This is a genomic window from Nonomuraea sp. NPDC005650 (genome assembly GCF_040605375.1).
GTDB lineage: Bacteria > Actinomycetota > Actinomycetes > Streptosporangiales > Streptosporangiaceae > Nonomuraea.
Genome location: NZ_JBEXCR010000004.1, coordinates 45036 through 65520 on the forward strand (window position 1 = coordinate 45036; position 20485 = coordinate 65520).

Annotated in this window: 22 protein-coding genes; 8 read left to right on the forward strand and 14 right to left on the reverse strand. The window is 71.9% G+C overall.

What is annotated here, in order from left to right:
• Positions 1–29: 29 nt before the first annotated feature.
• The gene (locus tag ABZS69_RS08115) at positions 30–1706 is read right to left on the reverse strand and encodes an aminotransferase class V-fold PLP-dependent enzyme (protein ID WP_355368459.1); all 1677 of its coding nucleotides are present in this window, start codon (positions 1704–1706) and stop codon (positions 30–32) included.
• A gap of 170 nt (positions 1707–1876) precedes the next feature.
• Between ABZS69_RS08115 and ABZS69_RS08120 the strand changes: the two genes are divergently transcribed.
• Genes ABZS69_RS08120 through ABZS69_RS08130 form a run of 3 tightly spaced genes read left to right on the forward strand, consistent with a single transcriptional unit; the run spans position 1877 to position 5426 of the window.
• Positions 1877–2434: an ATP-binding cassette domain-containing protein gene (locus tag ABZS69_RS08120; protein WP_355368462.1), complete on the forward strand. Its 558-nt coding sequence runs from the start codon at positions 1877–1879 to the stop codon at positions 2432–2434.
• Positions 2431–4839, forward strand: a complete 2409-nt coding sequence (locus ABZS69_RS08125; protein WP_355368465.1) for a YhgE/Pip domain-containing protein — start codon at positions 2431–2433, stop codon at positions 4837–4839. The genes ABZS69_RS08120 and ABZS69_RS08125 overlap by 4 nt, the downstream gene beginning before the upstream one ends.
• Positions 4836–5426, forward strand: coding sequence for a TetR/AcrR family transcriptional regulator (locus ABZS69_RS08130; RefSeq protein WP_355368468.1), 591 nt, complete (start codon positions 4836–4838; stop codon positions 5424–5426). The genes ABZS69_RS08125 and ABZS69_RS08130 overlap by 4 nt, the downstream gene beginning before the upstream one ends.
• Positions 5427–5519: 93 nt before the next feature.
• Here ABZS69_RS08130 and ABZS69_RS08135 read toward each other — a convergent pair whose 3' ends face one another.
• From ABZS69_RS08135 to ABZS69_RS08180, 10 genes are all read right to left on the reverse strand, one after another.
• A complete protein-coding gene (locus tag ABZS69_RS08135) occupies positions 5520–6095 on the reverse strand; it encodes an isochorismatase family cysteine hydrolase (RefSeq protein ID WP_355368471.1) in 576 nt (191 codons plus the stop codon).
• A gap of 169 nt (positions 6096–6264) precedes the next feature.
• Complete coding sequence (locus ABZS69_RS08140) at positions 6265–7158, reverse strand: DUF4097 family beta strand repeat-containing protein (protein ID WP_355368474.1); 894 nt, start codon at positions 7156–7158, stop codon at positions 6265–6267.
• 32 nt (positions 7159–7190) lie between these two features.
• Positions 7191–7706, reverse strand: coding sequence for a hypothetical protein (locus ABZS69_RS08145; protein WP_355368477.1), 516 nt, complete (start codon positions 7704–7706; stop codon positions 7191–7193).
• Between the two features lie 26 nt (positions 7707–7732).
• Positions 7733–7855 (reverse strand): hypothetical protein, encoded by a 123-nt coding sequence (locus tag ABZS69_RS08150; RefSeq protein WP_355368480.1) that lies wholly within the window; start codon positions 7853–7855, stop codon positions 7733–7735.
• A 14-nt stretch (positions 7856–7869) separates the two neighbouring features.
• Entirely contained in the window at positions 7870–8325 is a 456-nt protein-coding gene (locus ABZS69_RS08155; RefSeq protein WP_355368483.1) for a MaoC family dehydratase, read from the reverse strand.
• Positions 8322–9194 (reverse strand): amidohydrolase family protein, encoded by an 873-nt coding sequence (locus ABZS69_RS08160; RefSeq protein WP_355368486.1) that lies wholly within the window; start codon positions 9192–9194, stop codon positions 8322–8324. Before ABZS69_RS08160 ends, ABZS69_RS08155 begins: the two co-directional genes overlap by 4 nt.
• A 2-nt stretch (positions 9195–9196) precedes the next feature.
• Positions 9197–10102 carry an SDR family NAD(P)-dependent oxidoreductase gene (locus ABZS69_RS08165; protein WP_355368488.1) on the reverse strand — a complete coding sequence of 302 codons (906 nt, stop codon included), beginning with the start codon at positions 10100–10102 and terminating at the stop codon, positions 9197–9199.
• Positions 10103–10114: 12 nt separating this feature from the next.
• Entirely contained in the window at positions 10115–10297 is a 183-nt protein-coding gene (locus ABZS69_RS08170; RefSeq protein ID WP_355368491.1) for a hypothetical protein, read from the reverse strand.
• The gene (locus tag ABZS69_RS08175; RefSeq protein WP_355368494.1) at positions 10294–10827 is read right to left on the reverse strand and encodes a hypothetical protein; all 534 of its coding nucleotides are present in this window, start codon (positions 10825–10827) and stop codon (positions 10294–10296) included. Before ABZS69_RS08175 ends, ABZS69_RS08170 begins: the two co-directional genes overlap by 4 nt.
• Before the next feature lie 10 nt (positions 10828–10837).
• Entirely contained in the window at positions 10838–12292 is a 1455-nt protein-coding gene (locus ABZS69_RS08180) for an aldehyde dehydrogenase family protein (protein WP_355368497.1), read from the reverse strand.
• 171 nt (positions 12293–12463) lie between these two features.
• On the opposite strand from ABZS69_RS08180, the gene ABZS69_RS08185 reads away from it, so the two are divergent.
• The 3 genes from ABZS69_RS08185 to ABZS69_RS08195 all read left to right on the forward strand — a co-directional run bounded on the left by ABZS69_RS08185 (position 12464) and on the right by ABZS69_RS08195 (position 15258).
• Positions 12464–12922 carry a MarR family transcriptional regulator gene (locus ABZS69_RS08185; RefSeq protein WP_355368500.1) on the forward strand — a complete coding sequence of 153 codons (459 nt, stop codon included), beginning with the start codon at positions 12464–12466 and terminating at the stop codon, positions 12920–12922.
• Positions 12923–13183: 261 nt separating this feature from the next.
• On the forward strand, positions 13184–14707 hold the full coding sequence (locus ABZS69_RS08190) for a hypothetical protein (protein ID WP_355368503.1): 1524 nt from the start codon (positions 13184–13186) through the stop codon (positions 14705–14707).
• Positions 14704–15258 (forward strand): hypothetical protein, encoded by a 555-nt coding sequence (locus tag ABZS69_RS08195; RefSeq protein ID WP_355368506.1) that lies wholly within the window; start codon positions 14704–14706, stop codon positions 15256–15258. Before ABZS69_RS08190 ends, ABZS69_RS08195 begins: the two co-directional genes overlap by 4 nt.
• Before the next feature lie 109 nt (positions 15259–15367).
• Here the strand turns inward: ABZS69_RS08195 and ABZS69_RS08200 are convergent, their stop codons facing one another.
• Together ABZS69_RS08200 and ABZS69_RS08205 are read right to left on the reverse strand one after the other, a co-directional pair.
• Positions 15368–15796, reverse strand: coding sequence for a S26 family signal peptidase (locus tag ABZS69_RS08200; RefSeq protein WP_355368509.1), 429 nt, complete (start codon positions 15794–15796; stop codon positions 15368–15370).
• Between the two features lie 4 nt (positions 15797–15800).
• Positions 15801–16007, reverse strand: coding sequence for a hypothetical protein (locus tag ABZS69_RS08205; protein WP_355368512.1), 207 nt, complete (start codon positions 16005–16007; stop codon positions 15801–15803).
• A gap of 168 nt (positions 16008–16175) precedes the next feature.
• On the opposite strand from ABZS69_RS08205, the gene ABZS69_RS08210 reads away from it, so the two are divergent.
• Both ABZS69_RS08210 and ABZS69_RS08215 read left to right on the forward strand, forming a co-directional pair.
• The gene (locus ABZS69_RS08210) at positions 16176–16721 is read left to right on the forward strand and encodes a hypothetical protein (RefSeq protein WP_355368515.1); all 546 of its coding nucleotides are present in this window, start codon (positions 16176–16178) and stop codon (positions 16719–16721) included.
• Between the two features lie 137 nt (positions 16722–16858).
• A complete protein-coding gene (locus tag ABZS69_RS08215; protein WP_355369117.1) occupies positions 16859–18634 on the forward strand; it encodes an ABC transporter ATP-binding protein in 1776 nt (591 codons plus the stop codon).
• A gap of 153 nt (positions 18635–18787) precedes the next feature.
• Here the strand turns inward: ABZS69_RS08215 and ABZS69_RS08220 are convergent, their stop codons facing one another.
• Entirely contained in the window at positions 18788–20173 is a 1386-nt protein-coding gene (locus ABZS69_RS08220) for a glutamine synthetase family protein (protein WP_355368518.1), read from the reverse strand.
• Positions 20174–20485 lie beyond the last annotated feature (312 nt).

A 20485-nucleotide genomic window follows, 5' to 3' on the forward strand; every position in this document is an offset into this window, starting at 1 on the left:
CGATCGTTGCGGGACGAAGGCCGGGTGGCTCACGGCAGGCAAGCCTTCGGGAGCGGGAACCAGCGCAGCCGCTCGAACTCCTCCGGCAGGCCGGGCGGGCGTGGATCGACCTCGTCGGGACAGCCGCGCAGGAGCGTTCTGGCCTGGTCGAGGTAGCCGGGCAGAACGTCCTCGCCGGCCCGCGACCGTGCCGCCGGTGGCCCGTCGAGATCGTCGAAGCGCAGGTCGGACAGGTGCAGCGGCGGCTCGGCCGGGCCCAGGCGGTGGCGCCACAGCCCGGTGCGGGGGTCGAAGTGGTAGTCGGGCAGCAGCCGATGCCCGGCGGTGGCGAGCAGGTCGACGGCGTCGATCAGATAGTCGCAGACCGCGTCGGAGATGAAGTAGTTGAAGTTGATGCGCACCCAGCCCGGCTTGATGCCCTCGCAGCCGTGCTCGATCTCCTCCTCGAAGGCCCGCGAACGCGTGGCGTCGATGGCCAGCAGCCGGTGCCCGTACGGGCCGGCGCACGAGCAGCCGCCGCGCGCCTGGATGCCGAACAGGTCGTTCAGCACTGCCACGACGTAGTTGTGGTGCAGGAACAGCCCTCCGGCGGCCCGGACGCGGACGGACACGATCGACAGCCTGCGGGCGTGCCGGTCGCCGAGGATCTCGATGTTCGCGTTGCGTTCCCACCGTTCGAGGGCCCGGTGCCAGAAGCGTTCCTCGCGGGCCTGGATCAGGTCGGTGCCGATGGCCTGCTTGAGGCGGAAGACCAGCCCGGCGCGGATGGATTCGATGATGGCCGGGGTGCCGCCTTCCTCCCGGGCGACGGGATCGTCCAGGTAGCGGTGCCCGATCGGGTCCACGAACAGCACGGTGCCGCCGCCCGGCGCGGTCGGCACCCGGTTGCGCACCAGGTCGCGCCGCACGACCAGCACGCCGGGCGTCTGGGGGCCGCCGACGAACTTGTGCGGCGACAGGAAGATCGCGTCCTTGTGGTCGTCCCTGCCGGGAGCGCCGGCGCCCATCCGGATCGGCACGTAGGGGCCGGCGGCGGCGTAGTCCCAGAACGACAGCGCGCCGTGCGCGTGCAGGAGCGCCGCGATGCGTTCGGTGTCGGACAGGATGCCGGTCACGTTGGAGGCGGCCGAGAAGCTGCCGATGCGCAGCGGCCGGTCCGCGTGCCGCACGAGCTGGGCCTTCAGCTCCTCCAGGTCGATGTGGCCGTCGCGGTCCACGCCGATGGGGACGGTGTCGGCGACGGACTCGCGCCAGGGCAGCTCGTTCGAGTGATGCTCGTACGGCCCCACGAACACCACCGGCCGTTCCTCGCGCGCGACAGGCTGCGTGTACCGGTCGGGGACGCGCAGCTCCAGGATGCCGACGAGCTTGTTGACCGCCGCCGTCGCGCCGGAGCCGCAGAAGATGACCAGGTCGTCGGGGCCGCCGCCGACGGCGTCGTGGACGGTGCGGCGGGCCTCCTCGCGTAATCGGCTGGTCTGCAGCCCGGTGCCGGAGCTCTCGGTGTGGGTGTTGGCGTATCGCGGCAGAACCTGGTCGCGGATGAAGTCCTCGACGAAGCCGAGCGACCTGCCGGACGCGGTGTAGTCGGCGTAGATGATGCGACGCGGCCCGTACGGGCCATGGAGCACCTCGTCGTCGCCGATGATGCCGCGCCGGATGCGTTCCAGGAGCGGGGAGGTCGGCGGGGTCTGCTGTGTCGGCACTCCATCATGATGCGGCCGCGCCGGGCCGTTCTGGCAACGGGACATTCGTTCCTGATCTGCCCCGTGCGTCGGTTCGAAGGTGACGAATGCCACCGCACCTCCATGAGTGCGGTCACGTGAACCGGCCCTATCTTTGTACTGACTGGTCAGTACAAAGCGATGGAGTCACGGTGATCACTGCGGACGGGTTGGCGATCGAGGGGGTGTACCCGGAGGTCTCGCTGAAGGCCGGGGCCGGCACGCTCACGGTGGTCGCGGGTTCGGCGGGCAGCGGGCGGACGAGCCTGCTGCTGACGCTGGCCGGGCGGATGAAGCCCACGAAAGGCGCGTTGAACGTCGCCGGGCACGCCGGGCGCCGCGCCATCCGCAAGGCCGTGGCGCTGGCACTGATCGACGGAGTGACGGATCTGGACCGGTCGCTGACCGTCGGGGAGCACCTGCGGGAGCGGCGGCGCCGGCCGTACCAGGAGATCCTTGAGCGGGTCGGGCTGGCGGGCCGGGAGCGGACGCCGGTGCGGGAGCTGGACCGCGAGCAGCACGTGCGGCTGGGCCTCGCGCTGGCGCTCCTGGACGAGCCCGAGGTGATCGTCGCCGACAACGTGGACGCGGGTCTGCCGGTCGACCGGCAGCAGGCGCTGTGGAATCTGCTGCGGGGTCTGGACCGCACAGTGGTGGCCTCGTGCGTGACGCCGCCCGCCCGCTTCGACCAGCTGGTGGAGCTGTCATGAAGGGCATGTTGCGGTCGCGGCTGACGAGGGCGGCGCTGGCGGCGGTGGTGGTGCTGCCGCTCCTGTACGCGGGCCTGTATCTGTGGTCGTTCTGGGACCCGCAGGGCAACCTGGACCGCGTACCGGTGGCCCTGGTCGTCGAGGACCAGCCTGCCCAGGCCGCGGGCAAGACCCTGCACGCGGGCCGCGACCTGGCCGGCGAGCTGCTGGAGCGCGACGTGTTCGGCTGGCACGAGACCACCGCGAGGCAGGCGGCCGACGGGGTCGCGGACGGCACGTTCTACCTGTCGCTGACCGTGCCCGCCGACTTCAGCGCCAAGCTGGCCTCACCCGGCGACGACACCGCCGTACCGAGCCCGGCGCGGCTCGGGCTGCGCGTGGACACGGGCCGCAGTTACATCATGGGAAGCATCTCGGACGCGGTGTTCAACGAGGTGCGCGCGGCGGCCGAGCGCACGGCGATCCACGGCTACTTCGACAACGTCTTCGTCTCCATAGGCGACATCCACGACAAGACCGCGGAGGCCGCCGAGGGCGCGGACAAGCTGCACGACGGCGCCGTGCGACTCGGTGACGGCGTCTCCCGGCTCAGCAGCGGCCTGGGCACGGCCGGGAGCGGCGCCCGGCAGCTCTCCGCCGGCCTGAACTCCGCCAACTCCGCCACGGGCAGGTTGCGTGACGGCTCGGCCCAGGTCACGCAGGGCCTCACGCAGGCGCGGCAGGGGATCGGCCAACTGCGCGACGGCCTGAACAAGCTGCACGCGCAAGGAACTGCTCCTCTCAGCTCTGGCGCGAAGGAGGCATACCAGCAGGTTCATGCTCAGACCCGCACGGTCAACCAGCTCGCGGACACGTACGTCCCGGTGCTGAACGAGTGGGGTCCGCAGATCTCCCGGGCCGCGGAAGCGGTCGCCGACGCCGCCGACAAGATCGCCGACAACGGCGCGGCGTCCGGCACCGCGTCCGGCGCGGCGACTGGCTCGGCGCAGGCGGGCGCGGCGGCCGACAGCGTTCGCGAGGCGAAGGCCCGGGCGGGAAGCGCGGCCGACAGCGCCAGGGAGGCGAGCTCGCAGGCGCAGGCCGCGCTCGACCGCCTCGGCGCGGACGCCGACCCCGAGGTACGCGGCCTGCTGCGGAACGCGGCAGCCGCCGCGCGCCGGGCCGCCACCCAGGCGGATCAGGCCCAGGACGCCGCCCGGACCGGCGCCGGCAGCGGTGTCGGCGGTGGCACCGGCAACGGTGTCGGCAGCGGTGTCGGCAGCGGTGCGGGAACCGGGGCCGACGGCGTCGCGGACCTGCGGAACCGGGCGCGGGAGCTGGCCAAGCAGGCGCGCAAGATCGCGGCTGTGGCGCGCCAGCTCGGGTCCAAGCTGGACCAGGCCAGGAACCAGCTCAATGCCCTGGATACGGGCCTGGGCAAGCTGGCCGACGGCGCCGCGAAGGTGAACTCGAGCCTGGGCACGGCCGCGACCGGCGCGAACCGGCTCTACCAGGGCGCGACCGAGCTGGCCGACGGTTCCCGCCAGGTCACGAACGGCATCGGACGCCTGGGCGGCGGGCTGGTCAGGCTGAGCGACGGCGCGAGCGAGCTGAGCACCGGCGTGGACCGGCTCCACGACGGCGCGGGCCAGGCGGACAAGGGCGCGACCAAGCTCGCCGAGGGATCGAAGGAGCTGGCGGGCGGGCTCGGCGACGGCGCCGCCCGGATACCCGACTACGACGACAAGCAGCGCGACGAGCGCGCGGGCGTGATGAGCGATCCGGTCCGGCTGGCCAAGACCGTCGACAACGAGGTGCCCAACTACGGCACCGGCTTCGCGCCGTTCTTCCTGCCGCTGGCGCTCTGGGTCGGTGCGATGATCGCGTACATGATCCTCAAGCCGCTGAACCAGCGGCGGCTGGCGGGCACGACGGGCGCGGTGCGGATCGCGCTGGCGGGCTGGCTGCCGGGGGCGGTGCTCGGGGCGGCGCAGGTGGGCGTGCTGGTGGCGGTCCTGCGGTTCGGGCTCGGGCTGGAGGCCGCGCACTGGGGTGGGCTCATCGGGCTGCTGTTGCTCGCGACCGCCGCGTTCATGGCGGTCGTGCAGGCGGTGAACGCGCTGCTCGGCCCGTCCGGGCGGGTGGTCGCGCTGGCGCTGCTGATGCTGCAGCTCACCTCGGCGGCCGGGACGTATCCCATCGAGACGTCGCCCGGGTTCTTCCAGACGATCTCGCCGTGGCTGCCGATGAGCTGGGTGGTGTCGGCGCTGCGCAGGCTGATCAGCGGTGGCGATCCCACCGTGGTGTGGCAGGCTTGCGGGGTGCTGTCGGCTTTCCTCGTACTCGGGCTCGCGCTCACCACGCTCGCCGTGGAGCGCGGCCGCACCTGGTCCGTCAAGCGCCTGCACCCGGAGCTGGCGCTGTGAGCGAGCGCACCGCCGGGCGCGGGAACAGGCAGGAGACCCGGCAGAAGGTGTTCAGGGCGGCTGTGGAGCTGATCGCCGAGCACGGTTACGCGGCCACCACGGTCGACGCCATCGCCGAGCGGGCCGGGGTGGCCAAGGGCACCGTGTTCTACAACTTCGGCAGCAAGGAGGGGCTGTTCGAGGCGCTGCTGGAGCACTCCGTCGACCTGCTCGCCGAGGCGCTGGCCGCCGCCGACACCGGGGAGAGCGCGCTGGACGCGCTCGACTCGGTGGTGCTCGGCCAGCTCAGGTTCTTCGAGGAGCACGGGGCCTTCGCCCGGGTGCTGCTGGCCGAGATGTGGCGGACGGCGTGGCAGGAGGCTGTGGCGCGGCTGCGCGAGAGCGCGCTCGGCGTTTACGCGAACGTGCTGCGCAGGGCCGCCGCGAACGGCGAGGTCCGGGCCGACCTGGACGTGGAGACGGCTTCGACGGCCGTGTTCGGCATGGTGCTGACGGTCGCCATCGAGCGCCGCGCCCTGCACCCGGACCGGCCGCTCGAACAAACCCACGCGACCCTGTCCGAACTCCTGCACGGCCGCATCAAGTAGGCCGTACCTGGGCGCCTACGCCGCGTCCGCTGTTGGCCCTACCTGGGCAGTGCGCCTGCGCCGGGTCCGGAGCCTCGACCTTCCGGGGCGGGATCAGCCGCTCAGGGGTTCTGGCCTGCGGGCAAGGCCGGGAGGGACGTCGGCCACCGAGATGATCTGCCTCTTGCCGATGAGGCTGCCGGCGACGAACACGCCCGCGTCGTGGGCATGAGGCCCGCGGTGGCTGGCGGAGGCGTCTTCGATCAGCCAGGGCGTCAGATTGAGCTCGAACGCCCCGAGCGCGGTCGCCAGCACGCAGTTTTCCGTGGCGATCCCGCACAGGTAGATGTCCCGCCACCCGCGTTCGGCGATCAGCGCGGCTCCGCCGGCGTCGGCGAACAGGTTGTACCCCTTCTTGTCGATGACGGCCGTCGCCTGCCGCGCGTGTGCCCGCAGCTCGTCGACGATTTCGATCTGCGGCGCCGCCATGCATTCCGTCCAGCCGAGCAGCCGCTCGTACGGCGAACCTGGATGGTTGACGTAGCGGGTGAACACCACCTCGTTCCCCGCCGAACGCCACCGGGCGGCAAGGTCCGCGATGACGGGGACGATATGGGCAGAAACATCGCGAACGAAGTAGTTCTGCATGTCGATGACCACAAGCACGGGCTCGCCGGAACGTACCGTCACGCTACTAGGTTCGGACGTGATGCCCCGGACGCGCCATCACCCCCGCCGTGTCGGGTTGAGCCGTCCGCGCCGCCTCCTGATCGACCCCGGGCGGTCTGGTATGCGGCCCGCGGCCGGGCCAGGTGGGACAAGGGGCATGATCGACGACCTCTGGGCCGGCCATGGCTGGTCAGGCGCGCCGGATCGTGATGTCGCCGTGGTGGCTGCGGGCGCGGATCTCGACCGCCTCGTCGAACCCCGCCGGGCCCTCGCGGGCGTCGAGGGAGTTGAGCAGCCTGCCGTCGGCCGTGCTCACGTCGAGGAACGCCGCGGTGCCTTGCCGGATGCCGACCTCGAGGTCGCCGGTCGTGCTCGTCAGGGCGACCTCGCCGCGCGTGACCTCGCCGATGCGCACGCTGCCGTGCACGTTCTTCGCCTCGACGCCGCCGTGGGCGCGTTCGACCTGCATGTCGCCGTTGGTGCCGATCAGCCGCAGGTCGCCCGTCACCTCGCCGAGGTAGCACTCCCCGTGGTCGTTCCTGATCGACGCGCTGCCGTCCACCTCCTGGACCCTGATGTCGCCCGAGGAGTTGGAGAGCTCGGCCCGGCCGGTGGCGCGCTCGACGGTGATCTCGCCGCTGTCGCTGGTCAGGTGGATCGTGCCGGCCTGGTCGAGGCGGATGTCGCCGTGGTCCGTCCGCAGCCGGCAGTCTCCCAGCCGGCCCGTGCAGTGGAACTCACCCGATGCGCCCTGTATGTGCGAGCCCGACGGCAGCTCGATCGTCACGTGGACCGACTCCCCCCAGTCACCGAGCAGCCGGGCCAGCCCCTCCAAAGCCCAACTTTGGCGCCGCGCGCCTGCTCCGGCGCTCGCGTGCCGGGACTGGACCGGATCCCGCTGTGCCGCCTTGACGACCAGCCGGCCGCCCGCGTAGCCGATCTGGACCGCGGCCGCCCCTGCCTCGCCGTCGCCTCGCCGCGCGTCGACCACCGTGTCGGCGCGGTCGCTCGCGTTGATCCTGACCTCGCCGTTGGGCAGGTCGATGCTGACCGAGATCGGCTGAGGCGTGTCGAATGTCGGCATGAAACCCTCCTCGTGGTTGGTACGTCCGGGCCTCAGCCGACCCAGCCGGTGTAACGGCGCCCGCCCGCCGAGCCGCCCCCGGCCGACCGGCGAGCGCCGGACTCGAACGTGGCGCCGACGGCGCGGACGAGCCAGGTGTTGACCGACAGCCCCTCCCGGCGGGCGGCCTCCTCGACCTGGACCTTCAGCTGCTCCGGGAGGCGGAGGCTGATGCGGGCCGTGCCGCCGTCCTGGGCGCCCGGCGTGTCCGTGGGCTGGACGTCCGCGCTGGGCGGTCCACCGGTGTCGTCGAACGGGTGACCCGCCGGGGACCGCGTCAGGACGAAGTCGGGATCGCCGCGGCGCAGCCGGACCTCCACCGAGCCGGGCGCCAGCTCACGCGTGATCTCGTCGGCGGCCGCCGACAGGACCTCCAGCAGGATCAGCCGGACGGATGACTCGAGAGGCGAGACGAGTCGCTCGGCGAGAGCCCGGGCGTCCTCGCCGCCTGCCTGCGCGGCGATCGCGAGGTCCGCGCGGAGTCTGTCGACGTATGGCTTGAGATCCATGGCGCCATTATGGCGTCAAAGTGACGTCACCGCCAACCCGGTAGCGTCATGTCCGTCCTGGAGCGCAGCCGTCTCGTCTGGATCTTGTTGGAGCCGGTGCGGGGCAGGTCGGCCACTAGGTCGAGGTACCCGGGGAGCTCGTTCAACACCGACCCCTCACCTCTCAGGCGTAGTGGCGGTAGACGGAACGGGCGACGCAGGCGGGCTTGCCGACGCCGTCGATCTCGACGGTGAAGTCGCAGAGCATGTGCACACCGTCGCCGGCCACGTCCTCGACCTCGGCGACCTTCGCGGCCAGGCGGATCCTGGCGCCGACGCTTACCGGGCTGGGGAAGCGGACCTTCTCCAGCCCGTAGTTGATGCTCATCTTCACGCCCTGGATGTCGAGCACCTCATTGAACAGCGGGATGAGCAGCGACAGGGTGAGATAGCCGTGGGCGATGGTCCCGCCGAAGGGGCCGTCCGCGGCCCGCCGCGTGTCCACGTGGATCCACTGGTGGTCGCCGGTGGCGTCGGCGAAGGTGTTCACCCGTTCCTGGGTGATCTCCAGCCAGGAGCTGTGGCCCAGGTCGCGACCGGCCAGGGCCTTGATCTCCGCGAGCCCGTCAACCGTGATCATGAGGTCTCCTTGTCGAGGCCGAGCAGGCGCGCGGCGTTGTCCTTGAGGATCTTGGGCCGGACCCCGGGCTTGATGTCGAGCTTGGCGAAGTCGGCCAGCCAGCGGTCCGGGGTGATGACGGGGTAGTCGGAGCCGAAGAGCACCTTGTCCTTGAGCAGGCTGTTGGCGTACCGCACGAGCTGCGGCGGGAAGTATTTCGGCGACCATCCGGACAGGTCGATGTGGACGTACGGCTTGTGCGTGGCGACAGCGAGCGCCTCGTCCTGCCAGGGGAACGACGGGTGGGCCAGGATGACGCGCAGCTCGGGGAAGTCCACGGCCACGTCGTCGACCAGCATCGGGTTGGAGTACTTGAGCCGGATGCCGCCCCCGCCGGGTACGCCCGCGCCGATGCCGGTCTGCCCGGTGTGGAACAGCGCGGGCACGCCGAGCTCCTCGATGACCGCGTACAGGGGGTAGGCCATCGGGTCGTTCGGGGCGAACCCCTGGATGCTGGGGTGGAACTTGAAGCCGCGAACCCCGTGCCGCTCCACCAGGCGGCGGGCCTCCCGCGCGCCCGCCCTGCCTTTGTGCGGGTCGACGCTGGCGAAGGGGATGAGCACGTCAGCGTGTTCGGCGCAGCTCTCGGCGATCTCCTCGTTGGCGATGCGCGGGTGGCCGGTCGCGTGTTCGGCGTCCACGGTGAACACCACCGCGGCCATCTTCCGTTCCCGGTAGTAGGCCGCCAGCTGGGGGACGGTGGGGCGCTCGTGCGAGCCGAAGTACTCCTCGGACGCGCCGAACAGCCGCGGGCTCAGCGAGCCGTGGCCGTCCTTGGAGATCTCGGCGTGGGTGTGGACGTCGATCGCGACCAGCTCGTCGAGGTTCACCGTCAGGCTCCCTTGGGGGCGGGGATGCCGTAGGTCTCGGGTTCGGCGCCGACGCCCGTGTGCCACTGCCCGGCGATCGCCTCGGCGCTCCAGCCGCCGTCGGCGTACGCCACCGCCTTCTCCTGCGGGTGCGCCCACAGTGCCAGCCGGTCCCCGCCGACGCCGATGGCCTGCCCGGTGACGCCCTTGGAGTCGTCCGAGGCCAGGTACGTGATCAGCCCGGTGACGTCCGCGACCGTGCCCAGCCCCTCGTCCCTGCGCAGCCGGCCGGGCAGGGGCTCCCCGGTGCGCTCGGACTCGGCGATGACCTGCGCGAACGCCGGGATGGTTCTGGTCATCTCGGTGGCCGCGACCGGGATCACCGCGTTGACCGTGATGTCGGCCCTGGCCAGCTCCATCGCCCAGGTACGGGCCATCGCCACGATTCCGGCCTTGGCCGCCGCGTAGTTGGTCTGGCCGAAGTTGCCGCGCTGGCCGGCCGGCGAGCCGACGAGGATCAGCCGCCCGCCCGTGCCCTGCTCGCGCATCCGCACCGCCGCCGCGCGGGCGCAGGTGAACGTGCCGCGCAGGTGCACGTTGACGACGTCGTCGAAGTCCTCGTCGGACATCTTCCACAGCACGCGGTCGCGCAGGATGCCCGCGTTCGTGATCAGCACGTCGAGGCGCCCGAGCTCCCGTACGCTCGCCCCGATCAGGTGCTCGGCCGCCGCGGTGCCGCCCACCGCGGCGGCCACGCCGACGGCCCGGCCGCCCGCCGAGGTGATCTTCGCCACCGCGGCGTCCACCGCCTCCTGATCGACGTCGTTCACCACCACCGCGGCGCCCGCCGCGGCCAGGGCCTCGGCGTAGGCCAGCCCGAGGCCGCGCCCGCTGCCGGTGACGATCGCCACTTTGCCGGTCAAATCCATGTCGGGTACCTCTCAGAACGTGATCACAGGCTCGATCGCCTTGCCCGCGACCATGTCCTGCGCGGCGCGATCGATGTCGTCGAACGGGTAGTGGCTGATCGGCCTCCCCACCGGCAGGCGGCCGGAGCGGACGAGCTGGACCAGGGCCGGGATGACGGCCCGCGTCCCGGCGTCGCCGAGGGGCGGGCCGGTCACGCGCTTGCCCGGCAGCATGGCGTTGACGTCCAGGGCCGGCTCGGTGCCGAACGGCGGCGCGCCGACCAGGACCAGCGCGCCGCGGGCGTCAGGGCCACCGCCATCACCGCCATCACCGCCGACAGTCCGACGGAGCCGGCGCCGAGGACGGCCACGGTGTCCCCGGGCCGGAGCACGTTCCAGACGGCTCCGGCGCCGGTCTGCACGCCGCAGTCCAGCGGCGCGATCGTCGCCGGCGGCACCTCGGGATCGACCTTGACCAGGCTGCGCTCGTCCACCAGCGCCCGCCGCGCGAACGACGACTGCCCGAAGAAGTGACCGCCGATCGGCGCGCCCGCTTCGACGACCCCCGCCCCCTCGTGGCCCAGCACCCCGGGCAGGGGGAACGGCAGCCCGCCCGAGGCCACCGTCAGGTCGGCCGCGACCGTGCGGACGACGGCCTCGTCGCGGCGCGGCTCGTCCAGCTCCACGTCGGTGAGGGTGAAGGGCGCCGCGCCCGACTCGACGACGGCCGCTGTCGTTGTGGCCATGACGGGCTCCTCAGCCGAGGGAGATGACGACGGACTTGGTCCTGGTGTACGAGGCGAGTGCCTCCGGGCCGGACTCGCGGCCGAACCCGGAGTCCTTCACCCCGCCGAAGGGCACCGCCGGGTCGAGCATCGCCCAGTCGTTCACCCAGACGATGCCCGCCTGGAGTCGGCCCGCGACGCGGTGCGCCCGCGCGACGTCGCCGGTCTGGATGCCCGCGGCCAGCCCGTAGCGGATGCCGTCGGCCAGTGCGACCGCCTCGTCCTCCGAGTCGAACGGCTGGACGGTGAGGACGGGGCCGAAGATCTCCTCCCGCACGGCGCGCGAGTCGTCCGGCAGGTCGGCGATGACGGTCGGCTTGTAGTAGTAGCCGCCGTTCAGGTCGAGCCGCTCGCCGCCGCACACGACGCGGCCGCCCTCCTGCCGGGCCAGGGCGACGTACTCCTCGACCTTCTTCAGGTGCCGGTCGGCGGCCATCGGCCCGATGACCGTCGCGGGGTCGCGCGGATCGCCCACCGGGACTCCCGGGACGGCCTGGGCCAGGATCCCGACGATCGTCTCGTAGAGCGGCCGGGCCACCAGCAGCCGCGGCCCGGCCATGCAGAACTGGCCGGTGTTGAACACGAAGCCTTTGATGATCGCGCCGACCGCCCTCTCCACGTCGGCGTCCTCGAACACGATGTGCGCGGCGTTGCCGCCGAGCTCCATCGTGACCGGCTTGAGCGCCTCGCCCGCCACGGCGGCGGCGTGCCGGCCGACGGCGGTCGACCCGGTGAAGGCGACCTTGTCGATGCCCGGGTGCCTGAGCAGCGCCTCGCCGGTCACCGGCCCGGTGCCGGTGACGACGTTGACCACGCCGTCCGGGACGCCCGCGGCCTGGCACAGCTTCGCCATGAACAGGGCGCTCAGCGGCGTGTCGTCGGCGGGCTTGTGCACCACCGCGTTCCCGGCGGCCAGCGCGGGGGCGAGCTTCGTGCTGGACAGGATCAGCGGGAAGTTGAACGGGGTGATCGCCGCGACCACGCCCACGGGCTCGCGGCGGGTGTAGGCGAAGGCGTTCAGGGGCGTGGCGCGGGTGGCGCCGTCGAGGGTCTGCGCCAGCCCGGCGTAGTACTCATAGTGCTCGATCGCGGTCTGCACGTCGACGGGGCGGCACAGGGCGACGGGCTTGCCGACGTCCAGGCTCTCCAGGCGGGCGAGCTCGTCGGCGTTCTCCCGCATGAGGCCGGCGATCCTGTTGAGCACGCGGGACCGTTCGCGCGCGCTCGTCGTGCCCCAGGGGCCGTGGTCGAACGCCTCGCGGGCGGCGGTGACGGCCGCGTCGACGTCGGTCTCGTCCGCCGCGGCCACGGTGCCGGCGACCTGGCCGGTGGACGGGTCGATCACGTCGGTCCGGCCGCCGCCGGCCGCCTCGCGCCACCGGCCGCCGATGAACAGCCGGCCTTCCTCGAACTCGGGATCGCTCATGGTCGCGCTTCTCTCTCACGGATTCCGCCCATGGCGGAGCCTCGGAGCGGCCTCAGCCACACGGCTCCACGATTGACAGGAAACCTGTCGATGGGGAGTCTTGTTGCCGACAGGTTTCCTGTCAATGGCCTAGCCTGGATCTTCCTCGGATGACGACTCAGGAGCACGCGGATGACCGCACCGGCGGACCAGCAGGCGGGAGCGGCCGCGGACAAGGCGCCGCCGTCGCTGCTCTACATGGTCAAACAGGTGGAGCTCGTCGTCCGGTCACGCCTCGACGAGCTGGTGAGGCCGGCCGGCATCACCGTGACGCAGTACACCGCGCTCACCGTGCTGGAGCGGCACGACGGGCTGTCGGCCGCCCAGTTGGCCCGCGACTCGTTCGTCACCGCCCAGTCGGTGGCCGACCTGGTGCGCGCCCTGGAGGAACGCGGGCTCATCCGGCGCGAGCGCAACCCGGCCAACCGTCGTGAGCTGCACATCCTCCTCACGGACGCGGGGCGCGAGCTGCTGGCCCGCCTCGCCGGGCCCGTACGTGAGCTGGAGGAGCTCATGATCGCCGACCTGTCCGCGCGACAGGTGGGCCAGCTCCGCCATGCCCTCTCCAAGGCGTGGCGGGCCCTTCTGTGAGCCTCGGCGACCAGCCGCAGGACCTGAGTCTCGCGGTTGTCGTGGGGTGAGAAGAACTCCGTCGTCTCCTCCTCGCTGAGTCTCCTGCCTGCGGCGAGCTCGGCGCGGCGCCCTCCGGCAACTCATATGTCGTCGGTGGTCGAAGCCCTCGCGCCGGGCTCGTCAACCGCAGGTCTGACGTGGATGCGCGACCTGAGGTGGACCTGAATGACAGACCCCAGGTGGACGCGGCGGGAGATGTGTTTCGTCAACAATGGCCGGGTGACGTTGCCGGAAATCGTTGTGGTGCTCGGCGCCATGCTGCTGGTGGTCGCCCGTCTGCTTCCGCGCCATGCCCGCGGTCCGGCCACGGTCGGCTCGGCGGCGGTGGTGCTGGTGTCCGCCGCGGTGCTGGTCGTGGCCGGGGTGCGCTGGCAGTTCGTGCCGGTTCTCGCGGGTGCCGCCATCATGGTGGCGCTCAGCATCCCCGCGCTGTTGCACCGCCCTGCGCTGTTGCACCACCCCATGTTGTCGAGCCGGCCTGCCCGGCGGGCTCCGTGGTGGCTGACGTTTCCTGGCTGGGCGGTGTGCGTCGGCCTCGTTGTCGCGGGTCCGGTGGCGGCGTGGGCGTTTCCGGTGCCCGTCTTCCCCGAGCCGTCGGGCCGCTTCCCGGTCGGCACCCTCGTGCAACAGTGGACCGACCCGGACCGCCCAGAGTCCGGCACTCCCGCCTCGGAGCGTTCGGGGTCCGGGGCCCCTGCCTCGGATCGGTCGGAGTCCGGCGTCCCTGCATCGGATGGCCGGCGCACGGTCGTGGTTCAGTTCTGGTACCCGGCGCAGGGGAGCGCCGCGGGTGCCGCGCGGTCGCTGTACCTGGGGCGCACCGAGCGGGAGGCGGGCATCGTCTCCGCTGCCGCGGCGGACTATCTCGGGGTGCCCGGCTTCCTGCTCGACGGCGCCTCGGTCGCCCGCACCCGTTCGGTGCCGGGCGCCGCCGTGGCCGACGTGGGAGGGCGGTTCCCCGTGGTGCTGTTCTCCCCGGGGCTCGGGGGAATCCGCACCCAGAACACGGCCTGGGCGGAAGAGCTGGCCAGCCTCGGCTACGTCGTGGTGGCCCTCGACCATCCGTACGACTCCGCCGCCGTCGTCCTCGCCGACGGCCGGACGATCCGTTCCCGGGTCGCCGCGACCGGCGACGAGCAAGAGGACGAGCGGCGGGCGGCCGGCTGGACGGAGGTGCGCGCCGGTGACCTCAGCTTCGTCCTGACCCAGTTGGGCCGTCTCGACCGAGGCGAGATCGCGGGGCCGCTGACCGGTCGCCTCGACACCACCCGGGCCGCCGTGACCGGCCACTCGCTCGGCGGGGCTGCCGCGTTGTGGGCGGCCCGCCAGGACTCCCGGTTCGCGGCGGTCATCGACCTGGACGGTGCTCCCCACGACCCCGACCCGAGGCCCTTCCACCAACCGGCGCTCGCGCTCACCCATCCGGTGGACCCTGCGGACAACCCGACCTACATCCCCCGCCTCACGCAGGTGCTCGACCTCAGCACCGCGACGAGCTACCGGCTCACCGTCCCCGGCACGGCGCATCTGACGTTCACGGACGCGCCGCTCTACCTCCCGCCCGTGCCCGCGCTGGCCGGGTCGCTCGGCCGCACCGACGGGCTGCGCATCACGGCCGCCACCAGCGTCGCGTTCCTGGATGCGACATTACGCGGCAAGCCGGGTGATCTGGCCGCGCAACTGTCACCGTACGGGGACCTCACGGTCCACCATGCGGACGGCGAGGTACGATCCGGCGGGTGAACGGGAAGCGCTGGACCGACTACCTCTACGAGCGTCACCCGCCGGCCCGGTTGCACGCGTGGGCGCGCGAGCTGGCCTACTTCCGCTTCTGCCGCGCGTACGGCGGGCACGCCAACGACGGCGACCAGCTGCTGGTCGGGCTGCGCGTCGAGACGCAGGCCGACCTCGTGCGGACGCTGTCGGCGCTCGACGTGCCCGTGAAGTGGCTCCCGCCCGGCCACCCGCGGCCGGTCCCCGGCGTCGCCTACACCGCGGCCGAGTACGCCGGCTTCCCGGCCGCCATGCCGCGCTTCCCCGAGATCGGCCAGCCGGGGCACGTGGAGATCGCCGGGCGACGCGCCCACGTTTGGTCGCACGGCGACCGGCTGGACATCAGCGTGGCCGACACCGTCGACCACTATGACGTCACCGACGCCGCGGTCGCCGCCGCCAGGTCGATCGAGGCGCTGCTGGCCCCGCTCGCAGGCCAGGTCGTGGACCCGCCACAGGACGACAGGAACTGCGTATGCCCGCGCTACTACCCCGAACTCTGGCCCGAGGTGCGGGGATGACGTGCGGTGAGATGGGTGTGCGCCGCCGGGCGGGTTGTGGTTCGAAAGGCGCGAGAAATTGGCGCGCCGCGAAATCATGCCCTGGCTGAGAATGTGGAGCAGTGGAGCCCTAATGAGGGCGGCGCGGTAATTGTCGGACTACGACGCCGACGAATCTTCCCATCGGCACGTATCCGTGGTGACGTGAATCGTAAGAACGTGCGAGATTGTCGCCCACGACCAGCAGGCTTCCGGGTGGTACGGCGGTTTCCGCAAGCTCGGGAAATTCGATGTGCGGCACCGGGTCGCCGGGCACCGCCACCGCCCGTTTGATGATGAAGTCCGGTTCTTTCAGGTGATCGCGGGCCGGTGCCCGGTCTCGCTTGATGAGCACCACCTGGCCCCGCCGGACCCGGGCGAACGGGACGCGCCGGACCAGCACCCGGTCGCCGGACTCGTACGCCGGTTCCATGCTCGGACCGCTCACGGTCACGAGCAGGTGCCGCCTGCGTACCCACAGCAGGCAGGCACCTCCGAGCAGGACAAGGACGGCGATCACGACGTCACGGGCAATCGGTCCCGAAGCTCGCGCACCCGCAGCGGTGCCCGCTGATGCAGTCGTAGCAGAGCTTGCCCCGGTAGTTACGGTTGCCGATCCAGATACAGCACGGGATGCATTCGCAGTTGCACCGGTCGATGGCGGACGCCGTCGCCTGCGGGACGAGATTCTGGAGAAGCCGATCGCTCAATTGCTCCAGCAGTGCTTTCACGGTCACCTCCGATATGGGGTCGTCTCGGATATCGTCCCCGCTTCTCCTTTCCGGAGGCTGTCGCGGTGCTGTCGGTCGGCGACAGATTCGCGACAGGCCCGGGAAAGCGCCGGAGGTCATGATTCAGCGGGAAACTTCATGCGGGCGGCACGAAGGGAATATCCGAACATGGTGTTCATCTCGGTGGCAGTCATCCTCGTCGGAGCGCTGTGCCTGCTCGACCTGCTGCTGACGTTCGGCGTCATTCGCCGGCTCCGTGCGCACACGGCCGAGTTGGAGCGGCTCGGCAGGAACGGGGCCTGGACGGGGGACCTCATGCCTTCCCCTGGCCATGAGGTCGGCGACCTCGCCGTGTCGACGGTCGACGGCGAGCCGGTTTCGTCCGAGACGTTCGCGGAGGAGACGTTGGTGGCGTTCTTCGCCCAGGGGTGCTCGGCCTGCGAGGACAAGCTCCCGGATTTCGTGAGCCACGCCGGGGCCGTGCTCGGCGGCCGGGACCGGGTGCTCGCCGTCGTCTCCGGAGAGCCCGCCCAGATGGTCGAGACGATCGACGCCCTGGCCTCGGTGGCGCGCGTGGTCGCCGGTCAGCAGGCGGCTCCTGTGATCGATGCCTTCGCGGTGCGGGCGTTCCCTGCTTTCAGCCTGGTCAAAGCCGGTACGGTGCTCGCCGTCGACAACGACTTCGCCCGCCTTTCTGCGCCGTCCAGGGCATGAGCCCAGGCACGGACCCCGAGCGGGGGATGTCGTCTGGTCGAGTTCAGGGGGACTGCGAGCGGGGGATGTCGTCTGGTCTAGTTCAGGGGGACTGCGAGCGGCGGGTGCAGTCCGGGCTCGCTCAGGTGGTGTCCTTGGTGTGGCGGTCGGCGCCCGGCCACCTGCTGGGCCATCTCGCGCTGACGGCCGTCGGCGTCGCGATCCCGATCGCGACCGTGTGGCTGACCAAGACGATCGTGGACGAGCTGGTGGCCCGGGCGACCTGGGACCGGCTGTGGCTGCCGGCGGCGGCACTGGCCGTGGTCGGCCTGGTGGGCGCGGGCATCCCGGAGTCCGGCCGCTACCTCATGGCCGAGGCGAACCGCAGGACGGCGCTCAGAGCGCAGGACGAGCTGTTCGCCGCTCTCGACCGCATGACAGGGCTGACCCGGTTCGAGGACCCGCCCTTCCTGGACCGGCTGCGGCTCGCCCAGCAGAGCGCCGCCTCCCCGGCGCGCATCGTGGAGTCCGTTCTCGGCCTGGGCCGCAACGTCCTGACGGGGCTGGGCATGCTCGGCTCGGTGACCGTGATCAGCCCACTCGTCACGGCCGTCGTCCTGGCGTCGGGCCTGCCCATGCTCCTCGTGGAGCTGCGCCTGGCCAGGCAGCGGGCCTCGATGATGCGGGACATCAGCCCGGCCCAGCGGCGGGAGATGTTCTACGGGGAACTGCTCGGGAGCGGGAACGCGGCCAAGGAGGTCCGGCTGCTCGGCCTCGGCGGGTTCCTGCGCGGGCGGATGCGCGCCGAACTGGAGCTGTCCAACACCGCCCAGCGGACCATGGACCGGCGCGAGTTCGCCATGCAAAGCGCCCTGGTGTCGCTGTCGGCGCTGGTCTCCGGGTTCGGCCTGATCTGGGTGATCGTCATGGTGACCGGCGGCCGGGGCACGGCCGGCGACGTGGCCCTGCTCATCGGCGCGCTGGCCGGCGTGCAAGGGGCCCTCGCGGGCGCGGTGGCCGCCACGGCCGACGCGCACCATCAGCTCCTGACGTTCGGCCACTACCTGGCCGTGATCCACGCCGGACCGGACATGCCCCGGCCCGCCACCCCACGGAGCCTGCCAGGGCTGCGCCGTGGCATCGAGCTGCGCGACGTGTGGTTCCGCTACAGCGACGAGCACCCGTGGATCCTGCGGGGCGTGAACCTGACGATTCCCCACGGCGCGTCCGTGGCCCTGGTCGGGCTCAACGGATCCGGCAAAAGCACCCTGGTCAAGCTGCTGTGCCGCTTCTACGACCCCGTACGGGGCACGATCTCGTGGGACGGCGCCGACATCCGCGACGTGCCGCCGGAAGAGCTCCGGGCCCGGATCGGCGCGGTGTTCCAGGACTTCATGAACTACGACTTCAGCGCCGCCGACAACATCGCCGTCGGCGACCTCACGGCACGCGGCGACCTGCCCCGCATCGAGTCCGCCGGGCGCCGGGCAGGCGTCCACGACACGCTGCGGAACCTGCCCCTCGGCTACGACACCCTGCTGACCAGGATCTATTTCGGCCTGGCCGACCGCGACGACGACAGCACCGGGGTGGTGCTGTCCGGCGGCCAGTGGCAGCGGATCGCCCTGGCTCGGGCGTTCCTGCGGGCCGATCGGGATCTGATGATCCTGGACGAGCCGAGCGCGGGGCTGGACGCCGAGGCCGAGCACGATGTGCACTCCAGGCTGCGGGAGATCCGGGCCGGCCGGACGAGCCTGCTCATCTCCCACCGGCTCGGCGCCGTACGGGACGCCGACCTCATCGCGGTCCTTTCCGACGGCGTGATCATCGAACGCGGGAAGCACCCGGACCTCATGGCGGCCGACGGCACCTACCGCCGCCTGTTCACCCTCCAGGCGTCCGGCTACGCGGCAGCACATTACAGCCGGCGGTAGGAGCGGGGTCGGGCCACGGGGCGGGTCAGTACGGCCGGGGTGGTAGGGGTGGGCCAGGTCGGTCGGGTCGTGGTCGGGCTATGTGGCAGGTCCGTACGGCCGGTGGTAGGGGTGGGCCAGGTCGGTCGGGTCGTGGTCGGGCTATGCGGCGGGTCAGTACAGCCAGCGGTAGGAGCGGACCACGTCCGCCGCGTCGCGGTCGGCCGCCCAGGCGGCGTCGGACATGCGTACGGCCCGGAAGGCGTCCGCCAGCTCCTCGCCCAGCGCGGACCGGACACGCTCGTTGGTCAGCAGCGCGCCGAGCTGCTCTTCGACGGTGGTGGGCAGCCGGTGGATGCCGCGTTCGGCCCGCCGTTCGTCGGTCCAGGTGCCGGGGTCCTCCTGCACCGGGTCGGGGGGTGTGAGGCCGTCCTCGATGCCGGCGAGGCCCGCGGCGATCACGGTGGCGAGCGCGAGGTAGGGGTTGGCCGAGGCGTCCGACGGCTTGAGCTCGACGTTGGCGTGCGCGGCGCCGAGCAGGGGAGTGGCCGGTACGAGACGCAGCGCCGCCTCCCGGTTCTCCACGCCCCAGAACGTGTACGCGCCGGACCAGTAGCCGGGCCGCAGCCGCTGCAACGAGGACAGGCTGGGCGCGGTGACGGCCACGACGGCGGGCAGGTCGCGCAGCAGGCCGGCCAGGTAGGCGCCGCCCTCGGCGGTCATGCCCGCGGGGCCGTCCCCGCCGGACAGCAGGTTCGTCCCGGCACGGTACAGCGAGGTGTGCAGATGCCAGCCGTTGCCCACCTGACCGAGCGTGACCAACGGGGCGAAGCTCGCCCGCAGGCCATGCGCGCGGGCGGCCGCGTGTACGGTCTGCCGGGCCAGCAGCTGCCGGTCGGCGGCGGTGACCGGGTCGGCAGGGGCGATGTTGAACTCGAACTGCCCCGGGCCGTACTCGCCGTGGAACTGGCCGACGGGCACGCCGTTGCGGTCGAGGTCGCGCAGCAGTTGTGCGGCGAAGGCGTCGACGGCCAGCATCTTGGCCGGTCCGTAGGAGGGCCCCTCGTAGACGGGGCGTACGTCGTCGCCGTCGCTTTCGTCCGCCCGGCTGAGGTGGAACTCCATCTCGTAGCCGGCCAGGAAGTCCAGCCCGAGATCGGCGGCCCGGGAGAGCTGGCGTTCCAGCACGCCTCGCTGGTCGTACGGCCACGCCGAACCGTCGGCCGCCACCTGCCGTCCCGGCACCCACGCGAACCCGGGCTGACCGGCGAGCCGGACCAGCCGGTCGGGGACCGGCATCAGCCGGATGTCTCCCGAGGGAGTGCCCAGAGGGGGATGCCCGAAGGTGATGCCATCCTGCGAGTCGAACACCGCGAACAGCGGCGTGACCCCCACCCCACGCTCGACCGCCGCGCCGAACTGGCCGACGGGCACCGTGCGCGACCGGGGGATGCCGTTGTTGTCGGCCCAGACGATCGTGACTCCGACGACGCCCGCCTCGGCCAGATCGAGATCGTCCGCGCCGGCCTGCGACGTGCCGGCGGTTACCTGGTCGAGCATCGACATCCCCTCACGATCAGCCCATCACCTTGCGATCGCAGGACATATCCCGTTTCGGGGCATAATGCCTGGTCGCAGCATCGAAACGCCGCGCCGTTCGATGCGCGGGTCACTTTATAGGCCGCGCGCCCGCAGCCGACGGCGCCACGCCCAAGGCGCGCTCGCGTCCGGCGGTGTCATGCCCGAGGGCGCTCTCGCATCCGATGGCGCCACGCCCGAGGGCGCGCTCGCATCGCGCGAGGTGGTCCCGGCGTCAAGGTCCTGGCGTTTAGGTCCCGGTGTCAAAGCCCCGGCGAGTTGCCGACTCCGGCC

Excerpts from the sequence above, each read along its gene's own strand:
- ABZS69_RS08185 (WP_355368500.1), top strand. The coding sequence starts at position 12,464 with ATGACCGCACCGGCGGACCAGCAGGCGGGAGCGGCCGCGGACAAGGCG.
- ABZS69_RS08210 (WP_355368515.1), top strand. The coding sequence starts at position 16,176 with ATGGTGTTCATCTCGGTGGCAGTCATCCTCGTCGGAGCGCTGTGCCTG.
- ABZS69_RS08125 (WP_355368465.1), top strand. The coding sequence starts at position 2,431 with ATGAAGGGCATGTTGCGGTCGCGGCTGACGAGGGCGGCGCTGGCGGCG.
- ABZS69_RS08175 (WP_355368494.1), bottom strand. The coding sequence starts at position 10,827 with ATGGCCACAACGACAGCGGCCGTCGTCGAGTCGGGCGCGGCGCCCTTC.
- ABZS69_RS08140 (WP_355368474.1), bottom strand. The coding sequence starts at position 7,158 with ATGCCGACATTCGACACGCCTCAGCCGATCTCGGTCAGCATCGACCTG.
- ABZS69_RS08165 (WP_355368488.1), bottom strand. The coding sequence starts at position 10,102 with ATGGATTTGACCGGCAAAGTGGCGATCGTCACCGGCAGCGGGCGCGGC.
- ABZS69_RS08155 (WP_355368483.1), bottom strand. The coding sequence starts at position 8,325 with ATGATCACGGTTGACGGGCTCGCGGAGATCAAGGCCCTGGCCGGTCGC.
- ABZS69_RS08220 (WP_355368518.1), bottom strand. The coding sequence starts at position 20,173 with ATGCTCGACCAGGTAACCGCCGGCACGTCGCAGGCCGGCGCGGACGAT.
- ABZS69_RS08145 (WP_355368477.1), bottom strand. The coding sequence starts at position 7,706 with ATGGATCTCAAGCCATACGTCGACAGACTCCGCGCGGACCTCGCGATC.
- ABZS69_RS08180 (WP_355368497.1), bottom strand. The coding sequence starts at position 12,292 with ATGAGCGATCCCGAGTTCGAGGAAGGCCGGCTGTTCATCGGCGGCCGG.